Source organism: Sneathiella sp., from assembly GCF_047631475.1.
GTDB lineage: Bacteria > Pseudomonadota > Alphaproteobacteria > Sneathiellales > Sneathiellaceae > Sneathiella.
In genome coordinates, this window is sequence record NZ_JBLHZT010000008.1 from 46,459 (window position 1) to 68,320 (window position 21,862).

21 protein-coding genes and 1 riboswitch are annotated in these 21,862 nt (G+C 51.4%); of the genes, 13 read left to right on the forward strand and 8 right to left on the reverse strand.

What is annotated here, in order from left to right; translation table 11 throughout:
- Positions 1 to 20: 20 nt before the first annotated feature.
- Positions 21 to 1,274, reverse strand: a complete 1,254-nt coding sequence (locus ACJAYR_RS05095; RefSeq protein ID WP_415235593.1) for a sarcosine oxidase subunit beta family protein — start codon at positions 1,272 to 1,274, stop codon at positions 21 to 23.
- Between the two features lie 102 nt (positions 1,275 to 1,376).
- On the opposite strand from ACJAYR_RS05095, the gene ACJAYR_RS05100 reads away from it, so the two are divergent.
- From ACJAYR_RS05100 to cobJ, 8 genes are all read left to right on the forward strand, one after another.
- Entirely contained in the window at positions 1,377 to 2,378 is a 1,002-nt protein-coding gene (locus tag ACJAYR_RS05100) for a GlxA family transcriptional regulator (protein ID WP_415235594.1), read from the forward strand.
- Positions 2,379 to 2,464: 86 nt separating this feature from the next.
- Positions 2,465 to 2,697: riboswitch (cobalamin riboswitch) on the forward strand.
- 102 nt (positions 2,698 to 2,799) lie between these two features.
- Complete coding sequence (locus tag ACJAYR_RS05105; protein ID WP_415235651.1) at positions 2,800 to 3,201, forward strand: DUF1636 family protein; 402 nt, start codon at positions 2,800 to 2,802, stop codon at positions 3,199 to 3,201.
- A gap of 9 nt (positions 3,202 to 3,210) precedes the next feature.
- Positions 3,211 to 4,251: a cobalamin biosynthesis protein CobW gene (gene cobW / locus ACJAYR_RS05110; protein WP_415235595.1), complete on the forward strand. Its 1,041-nt coding sequence runs from the start codon at positions 3,211 to 3,213 to the stop codon at positions 4,249 to 4,251.
- A 9-nt stretch (positions 4,252 to 4,260) separates the two neighbouring features.
- Entirely contained in the window at positions 4,261 to 7,569 is a 3,309-nt protein-coding gene (gene cobN / locus ACJAYR_RS05115; protein ID WP_415235596.1) for a cobaltochelatase subunit CobN, read from the forward strand.
- Positions 7,562 to 8,767, forward strand: a complete 1,206-nt coding sequence (locus ACJAYR_RS05120) for a precorrin-3B synthase (RefSeq protein ID WP_415235597.1) — start codon at positions 7,562 to 7,564, stop codon at positions 8,765 to 8,767. The genes cobN and ACJAYR_RS05120 overlap by 8 nt, the downstream gene beginning before the upstream one ends.
- Complete coding sequence (locus ACJAYR_RS05125) at positions 8,764 to 9,393, forward strand: precorrin-8X methylmutase (protein WP_415235598.1); 630 nt, start codon at positions 8,764 to 8,766, stop codon at positions 9,391 to 9,393. The genes ACJAYR_RS05120 and ACJAYR_RS05125 overlap by 4 nt, the downstream gene beginning before the upstream one ends.
- A 2-nt stretch (positions 9,394 to 9,395) precedes the next feature.
- Positions 9,396 to 10,121 (forward strand): precorrin-2 C(20)-methyltransferase, encoded by a 726-nt coding sequence (locus tag ACJAYR_RS05130; RefSeq protein WP_415235599.1) that lies wholly within the window; start codon positions 9,396 to 9,398, stop codon positions 10,119 to 10,121.
- Positions 10,118 to 10,894, forward strand: a complete 777-nt coding sequence (gene cobJ / locus ACJAYR_RS05135) for a precorrin-3B C(17)-methyltransferase (protein ID WP_415235600.1) — start codon at positions 10,118 to 10,120, stop codon at positions 10,892 to 10,894. Before ACJAYR_RS05130 ends, cobJ begins: the two co-directional genes overlap by 4 nt.
- Here cobJ and ACJAYR_RS05140 read toward each other — a convergent pair.
- On the reverse strand, positions 10,873 to 11,616 hold the full coding sequence (locus ACJAYR_RS05140; RefSeq protein WP_415235601.1) for a cobalt-precorrin-6A reductase: 744 nt from the start codon (positions 11,614 to 11,616) through the stop codon (positions 10,873 to 10,875). The two genes, cobJ and ACJAYR_RS05140, sit on opposite strands and share 22 nt — an antisense overlap.
- Here ACJAYR_RS05140 and cbiE point away from each other — a divergent pair.
- Genes cbiE through cobO form a run of 5 tightly spaced genes read left to right on the forward strand, consistent with a single transcriptional unit; the run spans position 11,615 to position 15,940 of the window.
- Positions 11,615 to 12,805 (forward strand): precorrin-6y C5,15-methyltransferase (decarboxylating) subunit CbiE, encoded by a 1,191-nt coding sequence (gene cbiE, locus ACJAYR_RS05145; protein WP_415235602.1) that lies wholly within the window; start codon positions 11,615 to 11,617, stop codon positions 12,803 to 12,805. The two genes, ACJAYR_RS05140 and cbiE, sit on opposite strands and share 2 nt — an antisense overlap.
- A complete protein-coding gene (locus ACJAYR_RS05150) occupies positions 12,802 to 13,185 on the forward strand; it encodes a cobalamin biosynthesis protein (RefSeq protein ID WP_415235603.1) in 384 nt (127 codons plus the stop codon). The genes cbiE and ACJAYR_RS05150 overlap by 4 nt, the downstream gene beginning before the upstream one ends.
- Entirely contained in the window at positions 13,185 to 13,976 is a 792-nt protein-coding gene (cobM, locus tag ACJAYR_RS05155) for a precorrin-4 C(11)-methyltransferase (RefSeq protein WP_415235604.1), read from the forward strand. Before ACJAYR_RS05150 ends, cobM begins: the two co-directional genes overlap by 1 nt.
- Before the next feature lie 8 nt (positions 13,977 to 13,984).
- Positions 13,985 to 15,310, forward strand: coding sequence for a cobyrinate a,c-diamide synthase (locus tag ACJAYR_RS05160; protein ID WP_415235605.1), 1,326 nt, complete (start codon positions 13,985 to 13,987; stop codon positions 15,308 to 15,310).
- A gap of 3 nt (positions 15,311 to 15,313) precedes the next feature.
- The gene (cobO, locus tag ACJAYR_RS05165; RefSeq protein ID WP_415235606.1) at positions 15,314 to 15,940 is read left to right on the forward strand and encodes a cob(I)yrinic acid a,c-diamide adenosyltransferase; all 627 of its coding nucleotides are present in this window, start codon (positions 15,314 to 15,316) and stop codon (positions 15,938 to 15,940) included.
- Here the strand turns inward: cobO and cobD are convergent.
- Genes cobD through cobT form a run of 6 tightly spaced genes read right to left on the reverse strand, consistent with a single transcriptional unit; the run spans position 15,937 to position 21,862 of the window.
- Entirely contained in the window at positions 15,937 to 16,935 is a 999-nt protein-coding gene (gene cobD / locus ACJAYR_RS05170) for a threonine-phosphate decarboxylase CobD (RefSeq protein ID WP_415235607.1), read from the reverse strand. The genes cobO and cobD overlap by 4 nt on opposite strands.
- Positions 16,935 to 17,930: an adenosylcobinamide-phosphate synthase CbiB gene (cbiB, locus tag ACJAYR_RS05175; RefSeq protein WP_415235608.1), complete on the reverse strand. Its 996-nt coding sequence runs from the start codon at positions 17,928 to 17,930 to the stop codon at positions 16,935 to 16,937. Before cbiB ends, cobD begins: the two co-directional genes overlap by 1 nt.
- Entirely contained in the window at positions 17,927 to 19,399 is a 1,473-nt protein-coding gene (locus ACJAYR_RS05180) for a cobyric acid synthase (protein ID WP_415235609.1), read from the reverse strand. The genes cbiB and ACJAYR_RS05180 overlap by 4 nt, the downstream gene beginning before the upstream one ends.
- On the reverse strand, positions 19,396 to 20,031 hold the full coding sequence (locus ACJAYR_RS05185; RefSeq protein WP_415235610.1) for a histidine phosphatase family protein: 636 nt from the start codon (positions 20,029 to 20,031) through the stop codon (positions 19,396 to 19,398). The genes ACJAYR_RS05180 and ACJAYR_RS05185 overlap by 4 nt, the downstream gene beginning before the upstream one ends.
- Entirely contained in the window at positions 20,028 to 20,792 is a 765-nt protein-coding gene (locus ACJAYR_RS05190; RefSeq protein WP_415235611.1) for an adenosylcobinamide-GDP ribazoletransferase, read from the reverse strand. Before ACJAYR_RS05190 ends, ACJAYR_RS05185 begins: the two co-directional genes overlap by 4 nt.
- Positions 20,793 to 20,821: 29 nt before the next feature.
- Positions 20,822 to 21,862 carry a nicotinate-nucleotide--dimethylbenzimidazole phosphoribosyltransferase gene (gene cobT, locus ACJAYR_RS05195; protein ID WP_415235612.1) on the reverse strand — a complete coding sequence of 347 codons (1,041 nt, stop codon included), beginning with the start codon at positions 21,860 to 21,862 and terminating at the stop codon, positions 20,822 to 20,824.

Here is a 21,862-nt window from a genome sequence, read left to right on the forward strand (position 1 = left end):
ATCCTTGACACCGACCCTGATTAATGAGCAACCGCAGCCGCGGCGGCCTCATCAATCAGGCGGCCTGTTTGAAATCTTTCCAGTGTAAACGGAGCATTGATCGGGTGGGGCTCATCCCGGGCGACCGTGTGGGCCAACACATGGGCTGCGCCGGGGGTGGCTTTAAACCCACCGGTTCCCCAACCACAATTCACATAAAGTCCCTTGACCGGAGTTTTTCCCAGAATTGCGGACCGATCCGGTGTTACATCGACAATACCGCCCCATTTACGCAGCATCCTCATACGCCTGAAAATGGGGAATATTTCACAGATCGCAGCTACTGTATGTTCGATCAACGGCAGGCCCCCCCTTTGGGAATAGGACGTATACTGATCTGTCCCGGAACCGATCACGAGTTCACCTTTGTCGGATTGGCTAATGTAGGCGTGAACACTGTTTGACATAACAACACAGGGAAAGATCGGTTTGACCGGTTCAGATACGAGTGCCTGTAATGGATAGCTTTCCAACGGCAGCTTGACCCCTGCGGTTTGCATGATCACCGAGGTGTTGCCCGCTGCTGAAACTGCAATCTTCTTTGCTTTTATAAAGCCTTTTTCAGTTTCCACCCCTTGGACAGCACCGTCTGGACCGCGGCGGATGGACAGCACCGGACAATTTTGAATGATATCGACGCCGCGAGCGGCTGCGGCCCTGGCATATCCCCAGGCCACAGCGTCGTGCCTGGCCGTTCCCGCCCTTTGCTGGAAAGTTGCGCCCATAACTGGGTACCGTCGGTGGCTCGAGATATCCAGGGGCGGGCAGATGGCTTTTGCTTCCTCTGGGGTCAGCCATTTATTATCAACACCGTTTAACCGGTTTGCGTGCACATGGCGTTTGAAACTTTGGACATCATGAACACTATGGGCCAGCATCATGACGCCGCGCTGGGAAAACATGACATTATAGTTCAGTTCCTGACTCAACCCATCCCATAAGTCGACGGCGTGATCATAAAGGCCAGCACTTTCATCATACAGATAATTAGACCGGATGATGGTTGTGTTCCGGCCCGTATTACCACCCCCCAGCCAGCCTTTTTCCAGAACTGCAACATTCGTTATGCCATGCTCTTTTGCTAAATAGTAGGCGGCGCCCAAACCATGACCGCCTGCGCCAATGATGATGACATCATATTCTGATTTAGGCGTGGCGTCCGGCCATTGCTCGGTCCAGTTTTTATGACCGGAAAAGGCGTTGGTAAGCAGGGATAATCCAGAAAAGTGCGTCATGGCAATTCCTTAAGTGAACCCTTGAATAGTGATCGAAACATTTGGATTGCTATGGTATAAATGCGAAGGTTGTATGGTATATTTGCGCAAGAGGGAGTAAGGATGCAAAAAAAGCAGTTCGCACAACAGGGCGTCAGGCTTTCAATCGGCTTTATTCTGGCGAAAAATTTCACCTTGAGCGCTTTTGCAAATTTTGTTGATGTGCTGCGGCTTGCGGCTGACGAGGGGGATGGCAGTCGCCCTATTTTGTGCCAGTGGTCCGTATTGTCACCAACCATGGATACCATCAGATGCAGCAGCGGAATACCCGTGACACCGACAGAAAGATTGGGGGATCCGTCAAAATTTGATTATATCGCGGTTGTCGGAGGCTTAATCGATGAAGTTGGTAATCTTGACGCGGAATACTGCCGGTATCTTAAAACCGCTGCAGAAAAAGGAGTGCCAATCATCGGAATTTGCACGGGCAGCTTCATCTTGCATAAGATTGGACTGATGGATGGCAGACGCAGTTGTGTAAGTTGGTTTCACCGCGCTGATTTCGTTGATCAGTTTGATGGGTTGGAACCGGTTTCAGATCAGATATTTTTTGTTGATGGAGACCGGATAACCTGTTCGGGTGGAACGAGCGCGGCCCAACTTGCGGCTTTTCTGGTCGAAAGGCATGTGGGGGTTAATCAGGCGAGAAAAAGTCTGCATATCATGATTATAGATACAGCGCTGGGCGGAGAGAAAACACAACCGGGTATCCCGCTCAGCATTCAGACCTCGGATGAGCTTGTAAGGCGTGCATTGCATATTATGCAACAGGAAATGGAAGTGCCTCAAACCATCTCACGGATTGCCCAGCGATTGAATGTTGGGCGCCGAAAATTGGAAACCCATTTTATAAAAGCGCTGGATATGAGCCCGGCGCAAGCTGATAAGCTGATCAGGCTGGAGAATGCCCGGTTTCTTTTGTCATCGACGGTACAGCCGATAACAGACATTGCGCTGTCCACCGGATTTTGTGACGCGTCGCATTTCACGCGGGTCTTCAAAAGCCATTTTGGGATTACACCAAACGGGTTTCGAAAAAGTCTGCCCGTGGATGCAGTTGCATAATGCAATTTCAGAGTGGGTCCACACAGGAAATCGTCGATGATAATGGTTTGTTTGGCTCCATAACCTTGACAGTTTGAAGACTTGTGCTGTATCGACAATGAGTTGGTGTCTGGATCTATTGTTTGGATCCGGGTGAAAAGGGAATGTAACAGGCCAAATCTGAACCGTTGGATTTTGCCCAAATCAGCCGCCCCCGCGACCGTAAGCTGGAAACGCATCTATTAGCCACTGGGTAATACCGGGAAGGACAGATGCCTGCCTGAGAGCAAGAATCGGGTATTCAGAAGCCGGGAGACCTGCCAACCCAAGAAGGATCGAATGTGGACGGGGTGTTCTACAGCGGGCTTTCCGAATGATTGAGGTTCGGTTTGCGTGATGGCTCCCCCTGTTCCTGTATGGAATGGAGCAAAAATTGAGCGTCGTGCTAAATGTCTGTATCACTTGCAAAAAAAGTGACCGCATATCCAATGCGGAAGAAAACCCGATAGCAGAGACCGCTACCGCCAAGCCCGGTGAAAGTCTGTATCAAGCCCTGCTTGAAAAGAATGACTCTGAAAATATAAAAATTCAGCCTGTTAAATGCCTTTCTGCCTGCTCAAATGGATGTACCGTTGCGCTTGCGGGGGAAGGGCGCTGGTCCTATGTGTATGGGCATATGGACGCAGAAACCGATGTAGAAGATATCCTGAAAGGTGTTGCCGCCTATCATAAGACGGACGATGGCCTGGTTCCTTGGCGAGAACGTCCGGTTATCTTTCGCAAGCAAGTGATTTCCCGTATGCCGCCGATGACAGGCGCGCATTCCTCTATTTCTGAAAAGTGAGTTTCTTAGATGTCTGATTTGACAAAAATTCCTGTCACTGTAATCACCGGTTTTCTGGGAAGCGGAAAAACAACGCTGATCAGTAAAATGATGCAAAATCCGCAAGGTAAGCGCTTGGCCGTTCTGGTGAACGAATTCGGTGATGTTGGTGTGGATGGGGATATCCTAAAATCCTGTGCGGACGAAAACTGTCCGCTTGAAAATATTGTGGAGCTGGCTAACGGCTGCATCTGCTGCACAGTTGCGGATGACTTTATTCCGACGATTGAAGCCTTGATGGCCCTGCCCGAACAGCCTGAGCATATCGTTATTGAAACGTCAGGGCTGGCACTTCCCAAGCCGTTGTTGAAAGCCTTTAACTGGCCAGCCATTAAAAGCAGGATTACCGTTGACGGCGTGATCGCAGTTGCGGATGCTGAAGCAGTCGGAACGGGCCGTTTTGCGCCGGATGTTGCTGCCGTCGATGCCCAGCGTCTGGCCGATGATAGTCTGGATCACGAAACACCGCTTGCCGAGGTTTTTAATGATCAGATTACATGTGCAGATTTGGTGTTATTGTCGAAGGCAGACCTTGCTGATGACAGCCTAAAGGCTCGGGCCCGCATCGCTATTACAGAGGTTGCAACAAAAACCCTGCCGATACTGGATATGGCAAATGGTGATGTTGATCCACGGGTTATTTTGGGCTTGAATGCGGCAGCTGAAGATGATCTGGACGCACGCCCTTCCTGTCATGACGGTTCGGATGATCATGAGCATGATGACTTCAATTCCATCATTGTTGATCTGCCCGAAATTTCCGACCCAGCGCGTCTGGAAGCGGCGATTATTGATCTTGCCAATAAGCATCATATTCTAAGAGTAAAAGGGTATGTTGCCGTTACGGGAAAACCGATGCGTCTATTGCTGCAGGCGGTCAATTCTCGAGTGCAGATGCAGTATGACAAAGCCTGGGGACAGGGCCCGCGGGAAAGTCGTTTGGTTGTCATCGCGGAGCATCATGATTTGGATGCGCCCGCTGTTAATTCGATCCTTGCTGAGGCCTGTTAAGGATTATTCATGCATGTAGTCTTTCGCGAAAGTCATGGTCTGGAAGAAAACGAGGTTGCACAGGATCTGGGACAGGATCCTGCTGATCTTGTTGTCCTGTCGTTTTCCGACAGTGATCTTGGGGCTTTCGCGGCAGGCTGGGAACAGGCCCGTGATAACTTGCCAAGTGTACGGCTTGCCAATCTCGCGGCCCTGAAGCATCCGCTTTCGGTCGATGTTTATATCGAAAATACGCTGCAGGACGCCAAGGCTATCCTGATCCGGCTTATCGGCGGCGAGCAATATTGGCAGTATGGATTGTCAGCGGTAAATGAATTGGCCCGGAGGGAAAAGATTGCACTGGCGGTATTGCCTGCGGACGGCCGGGATGATCCGCGCCTTGACGCAATGTCGACAGTCAGCGTCCCGACGTTACGGCGCTTGAAGTCATTATGTGATCAGGGCGGGGCGCCGGCGGCCGAAACTGCGCTAAAAATTATGGCGGGTCAACTGCCAGAAAATGCAGATTTTGAAGAGAGCGTTCAGCCTCTTCCGCTGCATGGATTTTATGACCCTGACCATGGATATGCTGAAACACTTGAAGCCTTTTCCGCTGGTTCGCAATGTCCGATTATCATCAGTTTTTACCGGTCCTATTTGACCTCGGCCGATCTGGAGCCTGTTGACGCGTTGATCCAGGCATTTCGTAAGAAGGGGTTCGCCTGTTTTGGTGTTTTCGCAGCCTCTCTGAAAGCGAATGAAACGGTTGTCTGGCTTGAGGCGTTGTTGCCCGGATTGCAGCCTGAGGCGATTGTTAATCTAACGGCTTTTTCGGCCAAAGGGGCAAACGGAAAATCTCCGTTAGAAGTCGCGGGATGCCCTGTTTTTCAAACGGCCTTATCCACAGCACCTAGCCAGAAATGGGCAGAGAGCGAACGGGGCTTGTCGCCAGCAGACCTTGCAATGTTTGTTGCCCTGCCAGAGGTGGATGGGCGAATTTTTACAGCCGTCACAAGCTTTAAAGAGCCGTCTAGCCGACATGAAGACTTGCAGTTTTCAAGATTTTATCATCGTGCAGACCTTAATCGGGTTACGGCCATTGTTCAGCAAGTCAGTCGCTGGATTTCGCTCGCCCAAAAAACAGCGTCGGAAAAACATCTGGCTTTTATTTTGTCCACCTATCCGGGCAAAGATCATCAGATCGCGCATGCGGTTGGTCTTGATGCGCTCGCCTCGATGGACGCAATACTGTCGTTCCTAAACAACGAAGGATATCAGACAGGTCCGACAGAAGCGCTGGCCAACCAGCTTTTGCAATCCACAGTGACGTGGCCGCTGGAGTACTATCTTCAAGCACTGAAAGCCTTGCCTGCCGCGTTAGGGAAGGACTTATACGAGGCGTGGGGCGACCCTGAAGATGATCCCACTTGCCGAAATGGCTTCTTTGAATTTCGGGCCCTTCGCCAAGGGCAGGTTAGTATTGCCTTGCAGCCGGAAAGAGGTCATCGGGCAGAACGGGACGATGATTACCATGATCTCGCCCGAATTCCCTGTCACGGATATGTGGCCTTCTATTTGTGGTTACAGCATCACGGTACGATTTCAGGCAATGAATTGGATGCCTTGGTTCACATTGGCGCTCATGGCACTCTGGAATGGTTGCCCGGTAAATCTGTTGCCCTCTCTGACGAGTGCTGGCCCGATGTTTTAACGGGATCATTGCCCGTTATTTATCCGTTTATTGTGAATGATCCGGGCGAGGCGGTGCAGGCCAAGCGACGGATCGGCGCCGTGACACTGGGGCATATGCCCCCGCCAATGAAAGAGAGCGCGGTTCCATCTTCTATGGTTCGCCTAGAGCGGCTTTTGGATGAGTATTCAACAGCAGACGGTCTTGACCCAAATCGTCGGGACCGTTTGGTGACGGCCATTCGCGAGGAGGCGCAGGCAGCCGGAGTTGAAGAGGATATCGGCATTGAGCCCGATCACTCGGCCGCAGAGGCCCTTGTTCGGATTGACCGGTTTGTTTGCGATATCAAGGAAAGCCAGTTTGGAGATGGCTTACATATATATGGGGAAGGCGTCTCGGGATCCACAGAATTGGAAGGTCTGTTAAAAGCACTTTCTGGCCAGGCAGTTGCCCCAGGACCGTCAGGCTCTCCGTTCAAGGGACGGGATGATGTTTTGCCGACAGGGCGCAATCTGTATTCGACAGATCCTCGGGCGGTACCGACCCGGGCAGCTTACGCACAGGGTGTAAAGCTTGCTGAAGAACTGGTTCGGCGCCACTTGCAGGATCACGGTGACTATCCACGCGCCCTGATTGTTGATCTTTGGGGGTCAGCGACGATGAGGACAGCGGGTGAAGAGTTTGCGATGGCACTTCATTTGGCAGGGGTTGAACCCAAATGGGGAGAGCATAGCGATCGCGTTACGGGCTTTGAAATTTTGCCGCTAATGATGCTGGACCGTCCCCGTATTGATGTAACGTTGCGTGTGTCAGGACTGTTTCGCGACATTTTCCCCAATCTGTCTGATTTGTTTAATGCGGCCGCGGCGACACTTGCCAAACGAGATGAAGGAACTGCGGATAATCCCTATGAGGATGAAAATCCGCGTGTTTTCGGGCCGAAGCCAGGCTTGTATGGGGTGCAGATGGACCCAGGAAATACAGACTATACGGCTGATGCCAGGATGTCTGCGGGGGAAAGTTGGCTCGCTGGTTCAGAGTGGGTTATGGCTGGCAGCTTTGGCGATCAGGCAGATCATTCAGACCGCGAAACCCTTGAAAAAAGAGTTCTGCAAGCTGATGCTTTTGTTCATAGTCAGGACTTGCCTGAAACGGATTTGCTGCTGGCAATGGATTATGCCACCCATGAAGCCGGTTTTGCCGCAGCCCACGCAGGGCTAACGGCTGCCCATCCGGGAGAGGCAGGAAAATCCCCGGCCCTTTACCATTTGGATAACACCCGAAGTAATGACCCGAAAGCCAGAACGCTTTCTGAAGAAATAGCGAGAGTTGTTCGTGCGAGGGCAACGAACCCGGACTGGCTGGCAGGGATGTTGCGTCACGGTTTTCGGGGTGGGGCTGAAATTGCAGCGACGTTGGAACATATGGCGGCCTTTGCTCATATGGCGCACGCCGTTCCGGCACATTTATTCGATGCCTACTTCGAGCATACGCTGGGTGATGACGAAATCAGAGAGTTTCTTGAAGAGCATAACCCGCAGGCCTTAGAGGCAATGGAAGCCTGTTTCGAGCGGCTGCATGAAGCCGGGATTTGGGTGACACGCCGGAATTGGATTGCCGCACAGATCGGGATGAACGGCGATGGGTGATCCAATTGTAAAGGGGTGGTGTCCCGGTGCTCTTAAGCCGATGCAGTCAGGCGATGGTCTGCTGGTTCGGATCCGGCCCTTTAAAAGTCGATTAAATGCGGAACAGTTGGCTGGAATTGGAAAACTTGCCCGGGAATATGGAAATGGTCTTGTTGATTTTTCCCGCCGATCCAATTTGCAGCTGCGCGGCGTTCTTCCAGAAAATCATGCTCCATTAATGGCCCGGTTGCAGTCTCTTAACCTTATTGATGACAATGTTTTCGTTGAAAGTCGCCGGAATATGGTCGTCACACCGTTCTGGACGGATGGGGATGACTCCGATGTAATCGCCGCGAGACTTGAAAAAGTGTTGCTGGATGAAAATCTGCACTTGATCGGTTTACCGGGAAAATTCGGTTTCGCCGTTGATTGCGGGCCTTCTCCAGTCCTATCCGGAATGCCTGCAGATATCCGAATTGAACGAGCCGCACAGGGCGGGCTAATTGTGCGCCCGGACGGGTCTGATTTTGGCATTTCTGTTCAGTTGGAAACAGCCGTCGATATGGCAGTTTCACTCGCCCGATGGTTCTCAGACTTGAAGGAAATTAAAGCGGGCCGTGGTCGCATGCGCCAATATGTACATTTGCTGCAGGAAAACGCTGAATTCAAGCTTTCCGAAGCCCGTGCAGAAGCTACTGTGACGCCAGCTGTTGGATGGGCGCAGACGGGGTTTCTTGCGGGTCTGGAATTGGGGCAATTGACAGCAGCAGGGCTGATCGCTTTGTCTGAAAAAGTTGACGCGGTGCGCTTGACACCCTGGCGTATGCTGTGCCTTGAACACTATTCAGCGGATGCAGGATCGCTTGATGCGATTGACGGTATGATAACCAACCCGGATAGCCCGTTCATGAGAATTACCGCCTGCACAGGATTACCTGCCTGCCCGCAAGGCTGGTTGGACACCCGAAAGTTGGCCCGCGACTTATCAACAAGTTTGCCTTTGGGCGATAGTCTGTATATCAGTGGCTGCACGAAAAAATGTGCGGGACAATCAGAGGCATTCAAGCATGCCATGATTGCGGCGCAGTCGGGTGTGACGGTGCATAATAAAATACGAAATGCACCTTCCTCCGGCGAACATTTCTCGCATGAAGAGTTTAAGGAAAAGACGACGATGCACATCAAGGGCGATACTTTCTTTTTCAAGGAAAGCCAATGACCCATTATTACGAAACAGATGGTCAGGCCATTTACAATCAGTCCTTTTCAATCATCCGGCGTGAAGCAGATCTTAAGCGTTTTACGCCAGAGGAGGAAATCGTCGCGGTTCGAATGATCCATGCAAGTGGCATGGTCGGATTGGAAAAGTCGATCGAATTTTCGCCGGGTATGGCAATAAAAGCCCGTTCCGCGCTGGAACAGGGGGCCCCGATTTTTTGTGATGCTCGGATGGTCAGTGAAGGGATTACCCGAACACGGTTGCCTTCGGAAAATGAGATTATCTGTACATTGCATGACGACGGTGTTTTCGAATTGGCGCGGCAGATGTCTAACACACGATCAGCCGCCGCCCTCGAACTCTGGCGTTCAAGGCTGGAAGGGGCGGTTGTTGCCATCGGAAACGCGCCGACCGCTTTGTTTCATTTGTTAAATATGCTGGAAGACCCCGATTGTCCGCGGCCTGCTGCAATCATTGGCTGCCCTGTGGGGTTTGTTGGGGCAATGGAATCAAAAGAGGCATTGATGCAGGATTTGCCTGTGCCTTCAATGACGGTACGAGGACGGCTAGGCGGTTCCGCGATTACGGTGGCGGCGATTAACGCGCTGGCCAGCCGGAAGGAATAAAGATGGCGAAGGTTATTTGTGTTGGTCTGGGTCCCGGGGATCCAGAATTGATGAGCGTTAAATCAGATCGCCTCATTCGCAATGCTGATAAAGTGGCGTATTTCAGGAAAGCGGGACGAAAAGGGCAGGCTCGGCAAATAGTGTCCGGGATGCTTGCGGATAACGTTCTTGAATTACCGATGGAGTATCCGGTAACCACAGAAATTCCGGTAGCTGATCCACGATATAATGAAATGCTGTCTGCTTTCTATGAAGAGCAAGCCTGTCGCCTGATTGATTTGGCAGAAACCAGTGCAACGGACATTATTGTTTTGTGTGAAGGAGATCCGTTCTTTTACGGCTCTTTCATGCATTTATATATTCGCTTGCAGGGGCGCGTTGACATGGAAATCATCCCCGGCATTACCGGAATGTCTGGATGCTGGACCGCGACCGGTGTTCCGATGACCTGGGGTGATGATATTCTGACAGTTCTTATGGGAACGTTGCCAGAAGAAACACTGACCGAAAAGATGCAGGATACAGACGCCTTTGTTGTTATGAAAACAGGGCGGAACCTCCCAAAAATAAAAATGGCGCTGGATAAAGCCGGACGGATGCCGGATGCTTGGATCGTAAGTCACGGCACCATGGCCCAGCAGAAGGTCCAGCGGCTTGTCGATTTTAAAGAAGGTTCAATTCCCTATTTCACAATCATTCTGGTCCATGGTCAGGGTCGGCGCCCATGATACACGAAAACCAAAAAGGCAGCGTTGTGGTAGCAGGCCTGGGACCGGGGCGGGACGATTGGATCTGCCCTTCTGTTCAAAAGGCCATTGATCAGGCGACAGATGTTGTCGGATATGGTCCATATGTCAGCCGCGTGCCAGCCCGTGAAGGGCTGACCTTACATGCGACAGACAACAGGGTTGAACTGGAACGCGCGCGTCATGCTTTGGAAATGGCCGCTAGCGGACATAGGGTTGTTGTTGTCTCTTCTGGTGATCCCGGAGTGTTCGCGATGGCATCTGCTTTGTTTGAAGCGCTGGAAGAAGGAGAGCCTTTGTGGCGTTCGCTTGACGTGGAAATCTTGCCGGGGGTGACGGCAATGCTAGCTGCGGCTGCTCGGTTAGGCGCTCCGTTGGGACATGATTTTTGTGCGATCAATCTGTCTGACAATCTGAAGCCTTTTTCTTTAATTGAAAAGCGGGTTTCCTTGTCGGTAGAGGCGGATTTTGCAATGGCGTTTTATAACCCTAGATCCAAGGCCCGCCCGCATCAGTTCGAAAAAATTCTGGATTTGCTGAAAACTCAGACGAAGGGGGATCGCTTGATCAGCTTTGCCCGCGCAGTGTCAACGGCACAAGAGCATATCAAAACAGTGCCTTTGAGTGAAGCAACACCGGATATGGCAGATATGCGGACCGTTGTGATCGTGGGGTCTTCCTTAACACGGCAAATCTCGGGAACTGATTTTGTGTATACGCCGCGGTCGACCCCTCATTTGGCGGAGGTTGAATGAGCCAGCCAGTTCAGGACATCTTTTGGATCAGCAACAACGTTTCGCTTCGGCAAAGCGGGCCGACCAATCATGATGACTTGAAGCTTCAAATCGCGCGCTGCCTGGATTTTAGCAAAAGCACCTTCGCCACCAGCATTTTTAGCAACCACATATTGAATTCGTTTTTCGGCAAGCAAATTCCGATCTTTTTCAAATTCAAAAGGCCCCCGGTCCACAACAATTTCATAGTTTGGAAAATCAAGCGGGCCGCCAGGTTGGTCGACAATGCGCAACAGATAGTGATGCTGTGGCTTTCGGTAAAAAGAACTCAGATGCTGACGTCCGATCCCAAGAAAAATATGCGCAGGCGTTTCGGGCAACGCGTCGACAGCCTTGGTAATATCCGCGACGTTGATCCAATTGTCGTCAGGCTGTTCGCGCCAGGGCGGTCGCTCAAGGGCCAAAAGCGGCGTGTTCGTTTGAGCACAGGCTGCAATCGCATTCCGGCTCATCTGGGCCGCAAAGGGGTGGGTCGCATCGATAACTGCGCGGATCCGTTCGCGGAGAATAAAATCGACCAGACCAGCAACACCGCCGAACCCGCCAATGCGGGTTGGGATCGGTTGTTCTCGTGGCGTGTCAACCCGTCCCGCATAGGAAAACATAGCATCAAGTTGCGTTTCCGAAACGGCTTTAGCAAGGCGGCTGGCGTCCAGTGTCCCGCCCAGAATGAGGGTTTTCATGATGCCTGATCCGTGGCTGTCCATAATAGGTATCGGCGAAGATAGCCTTGAAGCTTTGACAGATGCAAGCCGGAAAGCGTTGGCGCAGGCAGAGCTTGTTTTTGGTTCTGCTCGGCATCTTGCTTTGGCAGGAATTGCAGAAAAAGGGAGAGAATGGCCACTACCATTTTCGGTAAAAGAAGTCCTTGACCACAAAGGAAAGCCAGTGGCCGTACTGGCATCTGGGGATCCATTTTGGCACGGTGTTGGGGGCACTTTAGCGGCCTCGCTGGACCCATCAGAATGGCTTTGCTATCCGGCACCTTCAAGCTTTTCAATTGTGTCTTCGCGAATGGGATGGCGTTTAGAAACAGTTCGTTGCCTTGGATTGCACGCCGCCCCTTTGGAGAAGCTGTATCCTTTACTTAATGCGGGTGAAAAATTTATCTGTCTGATGCGCGATGGTGCGCAGGTGCAAAAATTGGCGCAGTGGCTTTGCGAAACTGGATTTACAGACACGGAGCTGTTTGTTTTCGAAGCGTTGCTCAGCCCTACGGAACGACGTCGTTCGTCACTGGTTTCAGATTTTTCCATGACGCATATCAATCATCCGGTCACAGTCGCGTTCATTGCCAAAGGCCAGAAAGGGTTGCCGCAAAGTTCAGGTCTGCCCGATGCTGTTTTCGCAAGTGACGGCCAAATGACCAAGCGGGCAGTGCGGGCCGTAACCTTATCCAGTTTATCCCCACGCGCGGGCGAATGCCTTTGGGATATTGGCGCCGGGTCAGGCACAATTGCAATCGAGTGGTTGATCGCAACGAGAACCGGGCAAGCGGTTGCGGTGGAATGCCGTGAGGATCGTCTGCACAATATCCAGAAAAACGCAGATATGTTTGGTGTCTCGTCTCGACTGAAAATTGTTAAGGAAAAAGCACCAGCAGGACTGGACAGTTTGCCGGTGCCGGATGCGGTCTTCATTGGCGGCGGGCTGACCGCCGACATGTTGCACCAGATCTGGTCCTGTATTCCGGAGGGGTGCCGTGTTGTCGTAAATGCGGTAACGCTTGAAAGTGAAGCGCTGCTTATCAGTTGGTCGGCAGAAAAAGGCGGCGACTTGATGCGACTTGCGGTTTCATCGACAAAACCCCTGGGGAGCAAAAGAGGGTGGGTCGCGGCCAATCCGATCTTGCAATGGGTGGTCACCAGATGAAGGCGTTTCTTGGCATCGGCTTTCGTTCTGACGCGACCCTCGCGTCTTTTGAGGACGTGTACGAAAAAGTAAAATCCGGATTTCAGATTTGTGGTGTCGCGACCTTGTCAGGCAAAGAGAAAACGCAGGCGTTCATTCAGTTTATTAATGAATTGGATGTGCCGGTAAGTGTGCATTCACGGGAAAGTTTAGCGCGCTTGAAAACGCCGTCCATTACAGTGAAATCCGTTGAAGTCTACGACGTGAGCAGCGTTGCCGAAGCGTCTGCTCTCGCGGCGGCGGGCCCTTCGGGTCAATTATGCGGAAAACGTCAGGTTTCAGAAGATGGTATGGCGACTGCGGCAATCGCAATGCAAAGAAAAATAGCAGGAGAAGTTTGATGACAGTTCACTTTATCGGCGCAGGGCCGGGGGCTGCCGATTTGATCACAGTTCGGGGCCAAAATTTAATATCGTCCTGTCCCGTATGTCTGTATGCAGGATCGCTGGTTCCCGAGGAGATTCTGGAGCATTGTCCCGACGGTGCCAAAGTCATCAATACAGCATCAATGTCGCTTGATACAATCGTCGCGGAAATTCAAACAGCCCACACTGAAGGCCATGATATTGCCCGGCTTCATTCTGGTGATTTGTCTGTCTGGTCCGCAATGGGAGAGCAATTGCGCAGGCTCGATGCGTTAAATATTCCCTATGAAATTACACCGGGCGTTCCCTCATTTTCCGCAGCTGCCGCGGCGCTTGGAAAAGAGCTAACCCTTCCCGGCGTCGTGCAGTCCGTTATCCTGACGCGGACATCCGGGCGGGCAACACAAATGCCTGACGGTGAAACACTTGCCAATTTTGCCGCAACTGGGGCGACGCTTGCAATTCACCTTTCCGTTCATGTCTTACCAAAGGTCGTCGCAGAACTTCAGCCTTTTTATGGGGAGGATTGCCCGGTTGCGATTGTATGGCGGGCGAGTTGGCCGGATCAGAGAATTATTCGGGGCTGTTTGTCAGATATTGATCAACAGGTTGGCGAAGACCGGGGCCGGACGGCACTGATTTTAGTCGGCCGTGCACTCAACGAACAGAAATTTGATGAAAGCCGCTTATATGCGGATGATTATGACCGACGTTTCCGGCCGCGGGGCACAGACCCACGGTTCCCTGACACAGCCCCTTCTGAATAGGTACAAGTATGATCCCCAATGGTCTTTTGATTTCAGCCCCGGCATCGGGAACGGGAAAAACAACTTTGATGCTAGGACTGGCACGGGCGTTATCTCGCAAAGGTTTACAGGTCCAGCCTTTTAAGTCGGGCCCTGACTATATTGACCCCGCTTTCCATACGGCCGCAACTGGGCGATCTGGCATTAATATGGATAGTTGGGCGATGCCGCAGTCATTGCTGGATAATCTTTTACATCGCGCAGAGGGCGCCGATCTAGTTCTGGCCGAAGGCTCAATGGGGTTGTTCGATGGCGTGGCAAGTGCCGGTGAAGTCGGTAACGGTGCAAGTGCGGATATTGCGACAAGTATGGGATGGCCGGTAGTTTTGGTTATTGATGTCTCGGGGCAGGCGCAATCAGCAGCGGCAACCGCAAAGGGCTTTTCCGAATTGAGGCCGGAAATGCCGTTTGCCGGCGTTGTGCTTAACCGGGTGGCGAGCCCGCGCCACGAGATGTTAAGCCGGGTTGGTATGGAGCAGGCGGGCATCACGGTGTTGGGTGCGTTGCCACGAAATCCGGATATTACGCTTCCAGAACGCCATCTCGGTCTCGTGCAGGCTCAGGAAAAAGGGGATTTGCATGACGTGCTTGAGGCAATGGCTGATTTTGTCGAAAAGCATGTTGATGTCGAAATGATGTTAAAAATGGCGGGGGCTCAAGATCACTATCGCGCGCCCAATAAAGAGGCAACCGTGCAGCCCCCCGGACAACGTATTGCATTGGCGCAGGATGCTGCCTTCTCGTTTGTTTATCCGCATGTGGCGGATCAATGGCGAGTTGCGGGGTCAGAAATCCTGCCCTTTTCTCCATTGGCTGATGAAGCCCCTGACCCAACTGCAGATATTTGCTGGCTTCCGGGCGGATATCCAGAACTACATGCGGGCGCATTGGCCGCGGCCAACCATTTTAAAACATCGCTGGTCTCGTTTGCAGCGGACCGGCCTGTCCACGGCGAGTGTGGTGGCTATATGGCGATGGGTGACGTGCTGATCGATAAAGACGGTGTCGGCCATCAGATGGCGGGCTTGCTCGGTCTGGAAACGTCTTACGCAAAGCGCAAGATGCATCTAGGATATCGGCACGCATCTCTGACAAAACCAATGCCAGGATATAAACCGGGCGCGCGTTTGCGTGGCCACGAGTTTCATTATTCCACTATCCTGAAGCAACCGGATCAACCTCTCGCGGACGTCAAGGATGCGAACGATCAGGCCATTCCTGAAACAGGATCGGTTCGGGGAAATGCAACCGGTACATTCTTCCATTTAATTTCTGAAGGGCGCAAAGGGAACTAGTTGATGCAAAAAGAAAAATCTGAAATGAACGAGAACGAACGCCATACCGCCAAGATGCAAAAGAAAAAAGCGGCGCGGGATCGGATAATGGAAAGCAAAGATGGCGAAAAAGGGCTGATCATTGTTCATACAGGCAATGGAAAGGGTAAATCTTCATCTGCTTTTGGAATGATTTTCAGGGCCATTGCTCATGATATGCCATGTGGTGTCATCCAGTTTATCAAAGGCGCGTGGTCTACAGGCGAACGCACCATGATTGAAGAGCGTTTTTCCGATCTATGCTCGTTTTATGCAATGGGTGAAGGCTTTACCTGGGAGACGCAGGATAAAGAGCGGGATATTGCTGCTGCGACAAAAGCTTGGGAAAAAGCCAAAGAGATGATCCGGGACGAAAAGAACAAGATGGTCTTGCTCGATGAAGTGAATATAGCTCTGAAATATGGCTATATTGACCTCGCGGATGTTGTTGAATTTCTGTCGACGGAAAAACCGGAAATGACCCATGTTGTTTTGACGGGCCGTCATGCACCGCAGGAACTGATTGATATTGCAGACCTGGTTACAGAAATGACCATGGTAAAACACCCTTTCCGATCTGGCATCAAGGCGCAAAAAGGCGTTGAGTTTTAACCCTTTTGGATAGACTTGATGGCCGTTTCCAGTTTTTCCCAGTCTTTTTGCGAGCCGGGAAGCCCCAAGCGAATGAAGCTTTGGGAATAAGGGAAGATGCGTGACCAGATATGGTGGGCGGCAAGCTGGTCTTGAAAAACTGCTGCGTTTGGACAATCGTACAGACGAAATAGTGGGGTTCCACCAACCAGTGTGGCACCGCTAAGCTGGATCAGGATATCCAGCCGGGCCGCGTCTTTTCGTAGTCTGAGGATCGTTTCATTCTGCCATTTGTGATCTGACAGTGCCGTGGTCCCGATTTCGATGGCAGCGCCGGAAACAGGCCATGGGCCGGCGAGTTGATTAAAAACCCGGATGTCTTGCGGTGACGCGACAACAAATCCCAATCTTATGCCAGCCAATCCATAAAATTTTCCAAAAGACCGAAGTATTATCAGTCCGTCTTTATCCGTGTCCGTTGTTAGTGAATATCCGGTTTCACAGTCCATGAAGCTTTCATCAACGACCAACCTGCCAACATGGGGTAAGAGCGCCGCCAGTTGTTCAGGTTGGTAGAGGCGTCCGTTAGGATTGTTCGGATTGACCACAATTGCCAGATCGCAATCAGCCAATTGCTCCAATTGGCTGACTTCCTCAACATTCCAGCCTGCCAGGCGCAGAACATTTGCATGTTCGTTATAGGTTGGCGTTAGAATTTTGGCGTGGCGGCCGGGCAATCCGGCAGCAGGCGCAAAATGCGGCATCATCTGAATGGCAGCCTGTGCCCCGGAAACAGCAAGAACCTCGCCGCGGCAGGACCAAGCGGACTTGGCCGCTTTGTGTAAGCGTTCTTTATTGCTTATGGTAGGCAGATCACTCCAGGCCTGCGAAGGGAGGTCTGGTATTGGATAGGCGCATGGATTAATGCCTGTGGAAAGGTCGAGCCAATCTGAAGAGGCCCCACCATGTCGCGCCATTGCCTGATCTATATTTCCGCCATGATCTTTTAGTGTCACTAAAACAGACTTTCGTAGTTTAAAGAGGCCGCTGCCAAAAAAAGGATGATTGTTGTTCCGATGATCGTTCGGCGATAGAGAGCGAGAGCCCGACCTAGGGAAAGGTGGTCCGGATCCGGTTTCCCGTCATTGACCCATTGATCTTCTGTCATGACCCCGTCGTAGAGCCGAGGACCGGAAAGCCTGATATCCAAGGCGCCAGCCATTGCAGATTCAGGCCATCCGGCATTTGGAGAACGATGCTTTCCAGCATCGTTTTTAATACATTTTAGTCCCTTGAGAGGGGCACCGGATGCCAGCAAAAACAATAAAGCCGTCAGGCGGGCGGGTATCAGATTGACCAGATCATCGAACCGGGCGGAAGCCCACCCAAAATGTAAATATTTTTCATTTTTATATCCGATCATGGAATCCAGTGTGTTGACCGCTTTATAAAAACCGATGCCCGGTAATCCGAATAAACAGGCCCAGAAAAGTGGCGCAATTACCCCATCGGATGTGTTTTCGGCGAGACTTTCTGTGGCTGCACGGCAAATGGCTGACTGGTCCAGCGTCTTAGGGTCACGACTGACAATCATTGCGATGGCCATACGGGCTTTTTCCAGATTATTCTTGGCCAATGGAGCGCGGATATTATCAACATGCTGGTGTAACGAATGAATGGCGAGTAATGGCCAAATCAAAAGGGCATTGATCAAGATGCCAAACGGGCCCGCCGGGAGTACCAACCAGATGAAGAGAGTAATCGCCAAAGTGACAGTTGTTGTAATCAACAATGTTAGTATGCCCATAAAACGCAGGACGGAAGGGCTTTTTTCAGGGATATTGAGCCGGGTGTCCAGCGTCTTTATCAGTCTTCCGATCCAGACCACCGGATGCGAGAGTATTTTAAATAGAAAATCTGGCCAGCCAAAAAAGCTGTCGATTATGATGGCCAATAGGACGGAAACAAGCACATTACCAAAGGAGTGCCCGACAAGGAACTCAAGGATCATTGATCCGCTTCCTTTGCGATCCTGATTATTGCATCAATATCGAGGCAGTTTTCCAACTCCTGCGCAAGGGTATCAAGAGCCTTTTCGATCTTGGAAGAATAGTCGCTATAGGATCCTTCCGTCGGCCTGAAACGGTTCAGAAATTTCTGGCGGAACGCATTATCTGTAAAGAGCCCATGCAGGTATGTTCCCGCTATCTGTCCGTTTTCTGACATGTAGCCGATTGGTCTTTCTTCGTCCAAAAGCCAGGGAACCAACGCTGGGTCCACTATGCGTGTGTCCCCTAGATGGATTTCATAGCCTGATGTTTGGCAACCTAAAATTGCATCCGAAACATCCGTCAGCTTAACTGTTTTGCTGGCACAGAGCGTTGTCTCTATCCCAAGTAACCCAAGTCCGGAAATAGTTTCTTTTGCCCCCTCGATACCGTCAGGATCAGATAAAAGTGTTCCAAGCATCTGGTAGCCGCCACATAGGCCCAAGACTTTTCCGCCCCTCCGAATATGCGCGGCCAGATCAATATCCCAGCCTTGGTGCCTAAAATCATGCAGATCTGCGATGGTTGTTTTACTTCCCGGTAAAATAACAAGATCCGCATCGCCGGGAAGGGGGGTGCCCGGCTGGACAAAGACAACGTCGACATCTTCTTCAGACTGCAACGGATCAAGGTCATCGAAATTGGCGATATGGGCGAGCCGAGGGACAGCTATAAGAAGATTGCTCGATCGTGAGTGGTCCTGTTTGACGTCCAAGGCCATGCCATCCTCAGCAGGCAAATCCCCGACCTCGCGAATGAAGGGTACGATCCCCATGTTACGCCATCCGGTCAGATCTGTCATAAGGGTAAGGGCATTGTCAAATAGCCGTGTATCGCCACGAAATTTGTTGATCAGGTACCCCTTGATCAAGGATTGTTCGTTCTCAGGCAATAAGTTGTGCGTGCCGACGATCGAGGCAATGACCCCACCACGATTGATGTCGCCAACAAGGATAACAGGGACATTGGCAGCGGTAGCAAAACCCATATTGGCGATATCGCCTGACCGCAAGTTGACTTCTGCCGGACTGCCGGCACCCTCAACGACAACGAAATCCGCCTGTTGTTTCAGGATCTCAAAACTTTCCAAAATTTTGCCCAGCAAGTCGGTTTTTTTCTTTTTAAAATAGGACATTCCCCCCGTTCCGGAAACCTGCCCCTGAACGATAACCTGAGATTTTCCGTCTTGTGGCTTCAACAGAACAGGGTTCATGTGAACGCTACTTGGGGTGCCACATGCCAGTGCCTGCAATTGTTGGGCACGACCAATTTCTCCGCCCTCCGGCGTAACAGCTGCATTATTCGACATATTCTGAGGCTTAAAGGGCCGAACAGAATATCCCCTATTTTTTAAGGCCCGACAAAGCCCTGCAACCAATATGGATTTTCCCACGTCTGAGCCGGTTCCTTGCAACATGATCACCGCTGTCATGGCGTTTCCTCGTCGGGGGCAGGTTTATTGATGAATTTTACAATCGGGAATGTGTCGCCATCATAATGCGATATTTCAATGCGGGTCTGACTAGCATAATCGATCGACAGCTGGCTGAATATTTTGGGGTTGCGGTAATCAATATCCAGAATGGCACTCAGGATCAGGCGGATGACACCGCCATGAACTACCAGCCCAATATGGGCGGACACCGGATCGGCGATCAGCCGGTCCCAACCCCGCAGGACACGATACCGAAACTCTACCAGTTTTTCTCCATTGGGCGGCGTTACGCGTGAGGGGTCACTCCAAAAATTCATCAACTGGTCTTTTTGATCAAGGAGCGTCTCGAACGGAACGCCATCCCAGTCACCAAAATTCATTTCCATGAAGTCCAGATCGGTGGCTAACGCTACTTCCCCTGTTTCTGCATATTCGGTCGCGGAGTTTTTACACCGCCGAAGCGGAGATGTAACAATAGATTGCAAAGACGTGTTGTTGTTCAAATGTCGGACGAGAGCCCGGCCACCCTGCGCCGATGGCAGAATATCGGTATGTCCATATAATGCGGGCGGCCCGTCAACTGCACCATGTCGATACAGGTCGATTATGACATGATCATATCTGTTCATGATGCAGACATTCCCAGAAGCAGAGCATAAATTGTAAGCTCAGAGAGTTGTTGGCAGGCGCCCAGTGTATCACCGGTATAGCCGCTTAGATGACGTTTCATGAACCATTGAAGGGCGAAGCGCACTAAAATCAGAACAGCAAAAAGTTTCAAGATTAGAAGCGTCGGCACAAACAGAAATAGAGGAAGCAGGCAGGCGAGCGATACAAGCAATTCCCGTCCGGTTTGGCGAGAGGCGAGCGGGGCGGATTTGCTGGTCTCGTCGAGCCGCGCATAGTCCATATCAAATATAAAGCTGGAGGCAATTGCCCGGGATGCGGGGTAGGCAATCAAAAGAGCCATTGGAACATTTGTTATTTCGGTCAATAAAATCCATTTGCCAAGCAGACTCATAAAAAGGGCAGCCGCACCGTAGGTGCCAAGCCGACTGTCTTTCATTATCCGTAATTTATCGGCCTTGGTGTGCCCCCCATAGAAACCGTCGAATGTGTCTGCCAACCCGTCTTCGTGAAAGGCCCCGGTGAGCAGCAGGCCAACGCTTATACACAGGAATATGGTCACCGACTGAGGAAAAAAAATGTCGAGCAACAAGTACAGGCCGGTTACAAGCAGTCCCAGACACCAGCCCACCAACGTGAAATAGCGACTGGCCTGATTGAGATACTCAGCTTTAAAGGGTACCGATTTTGGAATCGGAATGCGGCTGAAAAACCCAAGGGCAATGAAGAACAAATTGATCTGTTGGTAAAATATGTGCTTCATCAGTCGAGTACCTGTGTTCTTTGGTGTCTTTAAACGGTTACCTGCGCACTCTCAAAGGTTGCCATGTCATTATAGAAGGCACCAGCCGCCCTTAAAAGTGGCAAAGCAAGAGCCGCGCCGCTGCCTTCTCCCAGCCTCAGTTCAAGATCAAGGAGAGGGTCGGCTTTCAGCGCGTCCAGAACCATTTTATGTCCCTGTTCCTGCGAGGCATGCGAGAAAATCATATAGTCCCGTGCGGCGGGGGCCATCATACAGGCAAGAAGGGCGGCGGCTGTAACGATGAAACCATCTACCAGAATCACCGTTTTGTTCTTTGCACATTCCAGCATGGCACCGCATATCTGCGCAATTTCAAACCCGCCCAGTTCCTGCAGGATCACCATAGGGTCTTCGCTTGTCACTCGGGATAAAGCCTCTGATACCAAGGCCGTTTTTCGGTGTAATTGCTCGTCAGTGATGCCTGTTCCGCGACCCACCATTTTGTCCGCGGTTTCATTCAGCGCCGCAGCACAGATCGCCGCAGCGGTCGAGGTGTTACCAATTCCCATTTCACCAAAGCCGATGATATTGCTTCCGGCTTTTATCTGAAGACTGGCAATATGAGCGCCCTTGGTCAGACAGAATTCGAGTTGGTCCTCGCTCATGGCGCTTGTAGTGCTGATATCATTGGTGCCGAGCCCGGCCGACTGATCGATCAGGTCGGCCATTCCCTTTAGCGGAAATTTGATGCCAGCATCAATAACCTTGAACGCCATGTTGTTGGCCTTGCAAAAGACGTTTATGGCTGCCCCGCCATTAAGAAAGTTCGCCACCATTTGTTGCGTGACTTCACTGCCGGCAATGCTGACGCCCTGTGCAGCAAGGCCGTGATCGGCGGCAAAAACCAGCATCATGGGATGATTGATGGTTACTTTATCGCTACCCTGAATTTTCGCCAATGTCGCCGCCAGCGTTTCCAGTTTTCCAAGTGATCCGGGAGGTTTTGTCTTCTGATCAATATTTGCCTGGATCTGAGATAAATTTTTCAGTGAGACGGGAGTAATGCCGTCGATCAGGTGGGCGATATCCAT

Bases quoted from the DNA above. Each gene is read 5' to 3' on its own strand.
- ACJAYR_RS05140 (WP_415235601.1), bottom strand. From the start codon at position 11,616: ATGAAAACCCTCATTCTGGGCGGGACACTGGACGCCAGCCGCCTTGCT.
- ACJAYR_RS05150 (WP_415235603.1), top strand. From the start codon at position 12,802: ATGAAGGCGTTTCTTGGCATCGGCTTTCGTTCTGACGCGACCCTCGCG.
- ACJAYR_RS05185 (WP_415235610.1), bottom strand. From the start codon at position 20,031: ATGAACAGATATGATCATGTCATAATCGACCTGTATCGACATGGTGCA.
- ACJAYR_RS05190 (WP_415235611.1), bottom strand. From the start codon at position 20,792: ATGAAGCACATATTTTACCAACAGATCAATTTGTTCTTCATTGCCCTT.
- ACJAYR_RS05125 (WP_415235598.1), top strand. From the start codon at position 8,764: ATGACCCATTATTACGAAACAGATGGTCAGGCCATTTACAATCAGTCC.
- ACJAYR_RS05160 (WP_415235605.1), top strand. From the start codon at position 13,985: ATGATCCCCAATGGTCTTTTGATTTCAGCCCCGGCATCGGGAACGGGA.
- cobJ (WP_415235600.1), top strand. From the start codon at position 10,118: ATGATACACGAAAACCAAAAAGGCAGCGTTGTGGTAGCAGGCCTGGGA.
- ACJAYR_RS05100 (WP_415235594.1), top strand. From the start codon at position 1,377: ATGCAAAAAAAGCAGTTCGCACAACAGGGCGTCAGGCTTTCAATCGGC.
- ACJAYR_RS05130 (WP_415235599.1), top strand. From the start codon at position 9,396: ATGGCGAAGGTTATTTGTGTTGGTCTGGGTCCCGGGGATCCAGAATTG.
- cobT (WP_415235612.1), bottom strand. From the start codon at position 21,862: ATGGATATCGCCCACCTGATCGACGGCATTACTCCCGTCTCACTGAAA.
- cobO (WP_415235606.1), top strand. From the start codon at position 15,314: ATGCAAAAAGAAAAATCTGAAATGAACGAGAACGAACGCCATACCGCC.
- cobN (WP_415235596.1), top strand. From the start codon at position 4,261: ATGCATGTAGTCTTTCGCGAAAGTCATGGTCTGGAAGAAAACGAGGTT.
- cbiE (WP_415235602.1), top strand. From the start codon at position 11,615: ATGATGCCTGATCCGTGGCTGTCCATAATAGGTATCGGCGAAGATAGC.
- cobM (WP_415235604.1), top strand. From the start codon at position 13,185: ATGACAGTTCACTTTATCGGCGCAGGGCCGGGGGCTGCCGATTTGATC.
- ACJAYR_RS05095 (WP_415235593.1), bottom strand. From the start codon at position 1,274: ATGACGCACTTTTCTGGATTATCCCTGCTTACCAACGCCTTTTCCGGT.
- ACJAYR_RS05180 (WP_415235609.1), bottom strand. From the start codon at position 19,399: ATGACAGCGGTGATCATGTTGCAAGGAACCGGCTCAGACGTGGGAAAA.
- ACJAYR_RS05120 (WP_415235597.1), top strand. From the start codon at position 7,562: ATGGGTGATCCAATTGTAAAGGGGTGGTGTCCCGGTGCTCTTAAGCCG.
- cbiB (WP_415235608.1), bottom strand. From the start codon at position 17,930: ATGATCCTTGAGTTCCTTGTCGGGCACTCCTTTGGTAATGTGCTTGTT.
- cobW (WP_415235595.1), top strand. From the start codon at position 3,211: ATGTCTGATTTGACAAAAATTCCTGTCACTGTAATCACCGGTTTTCTG.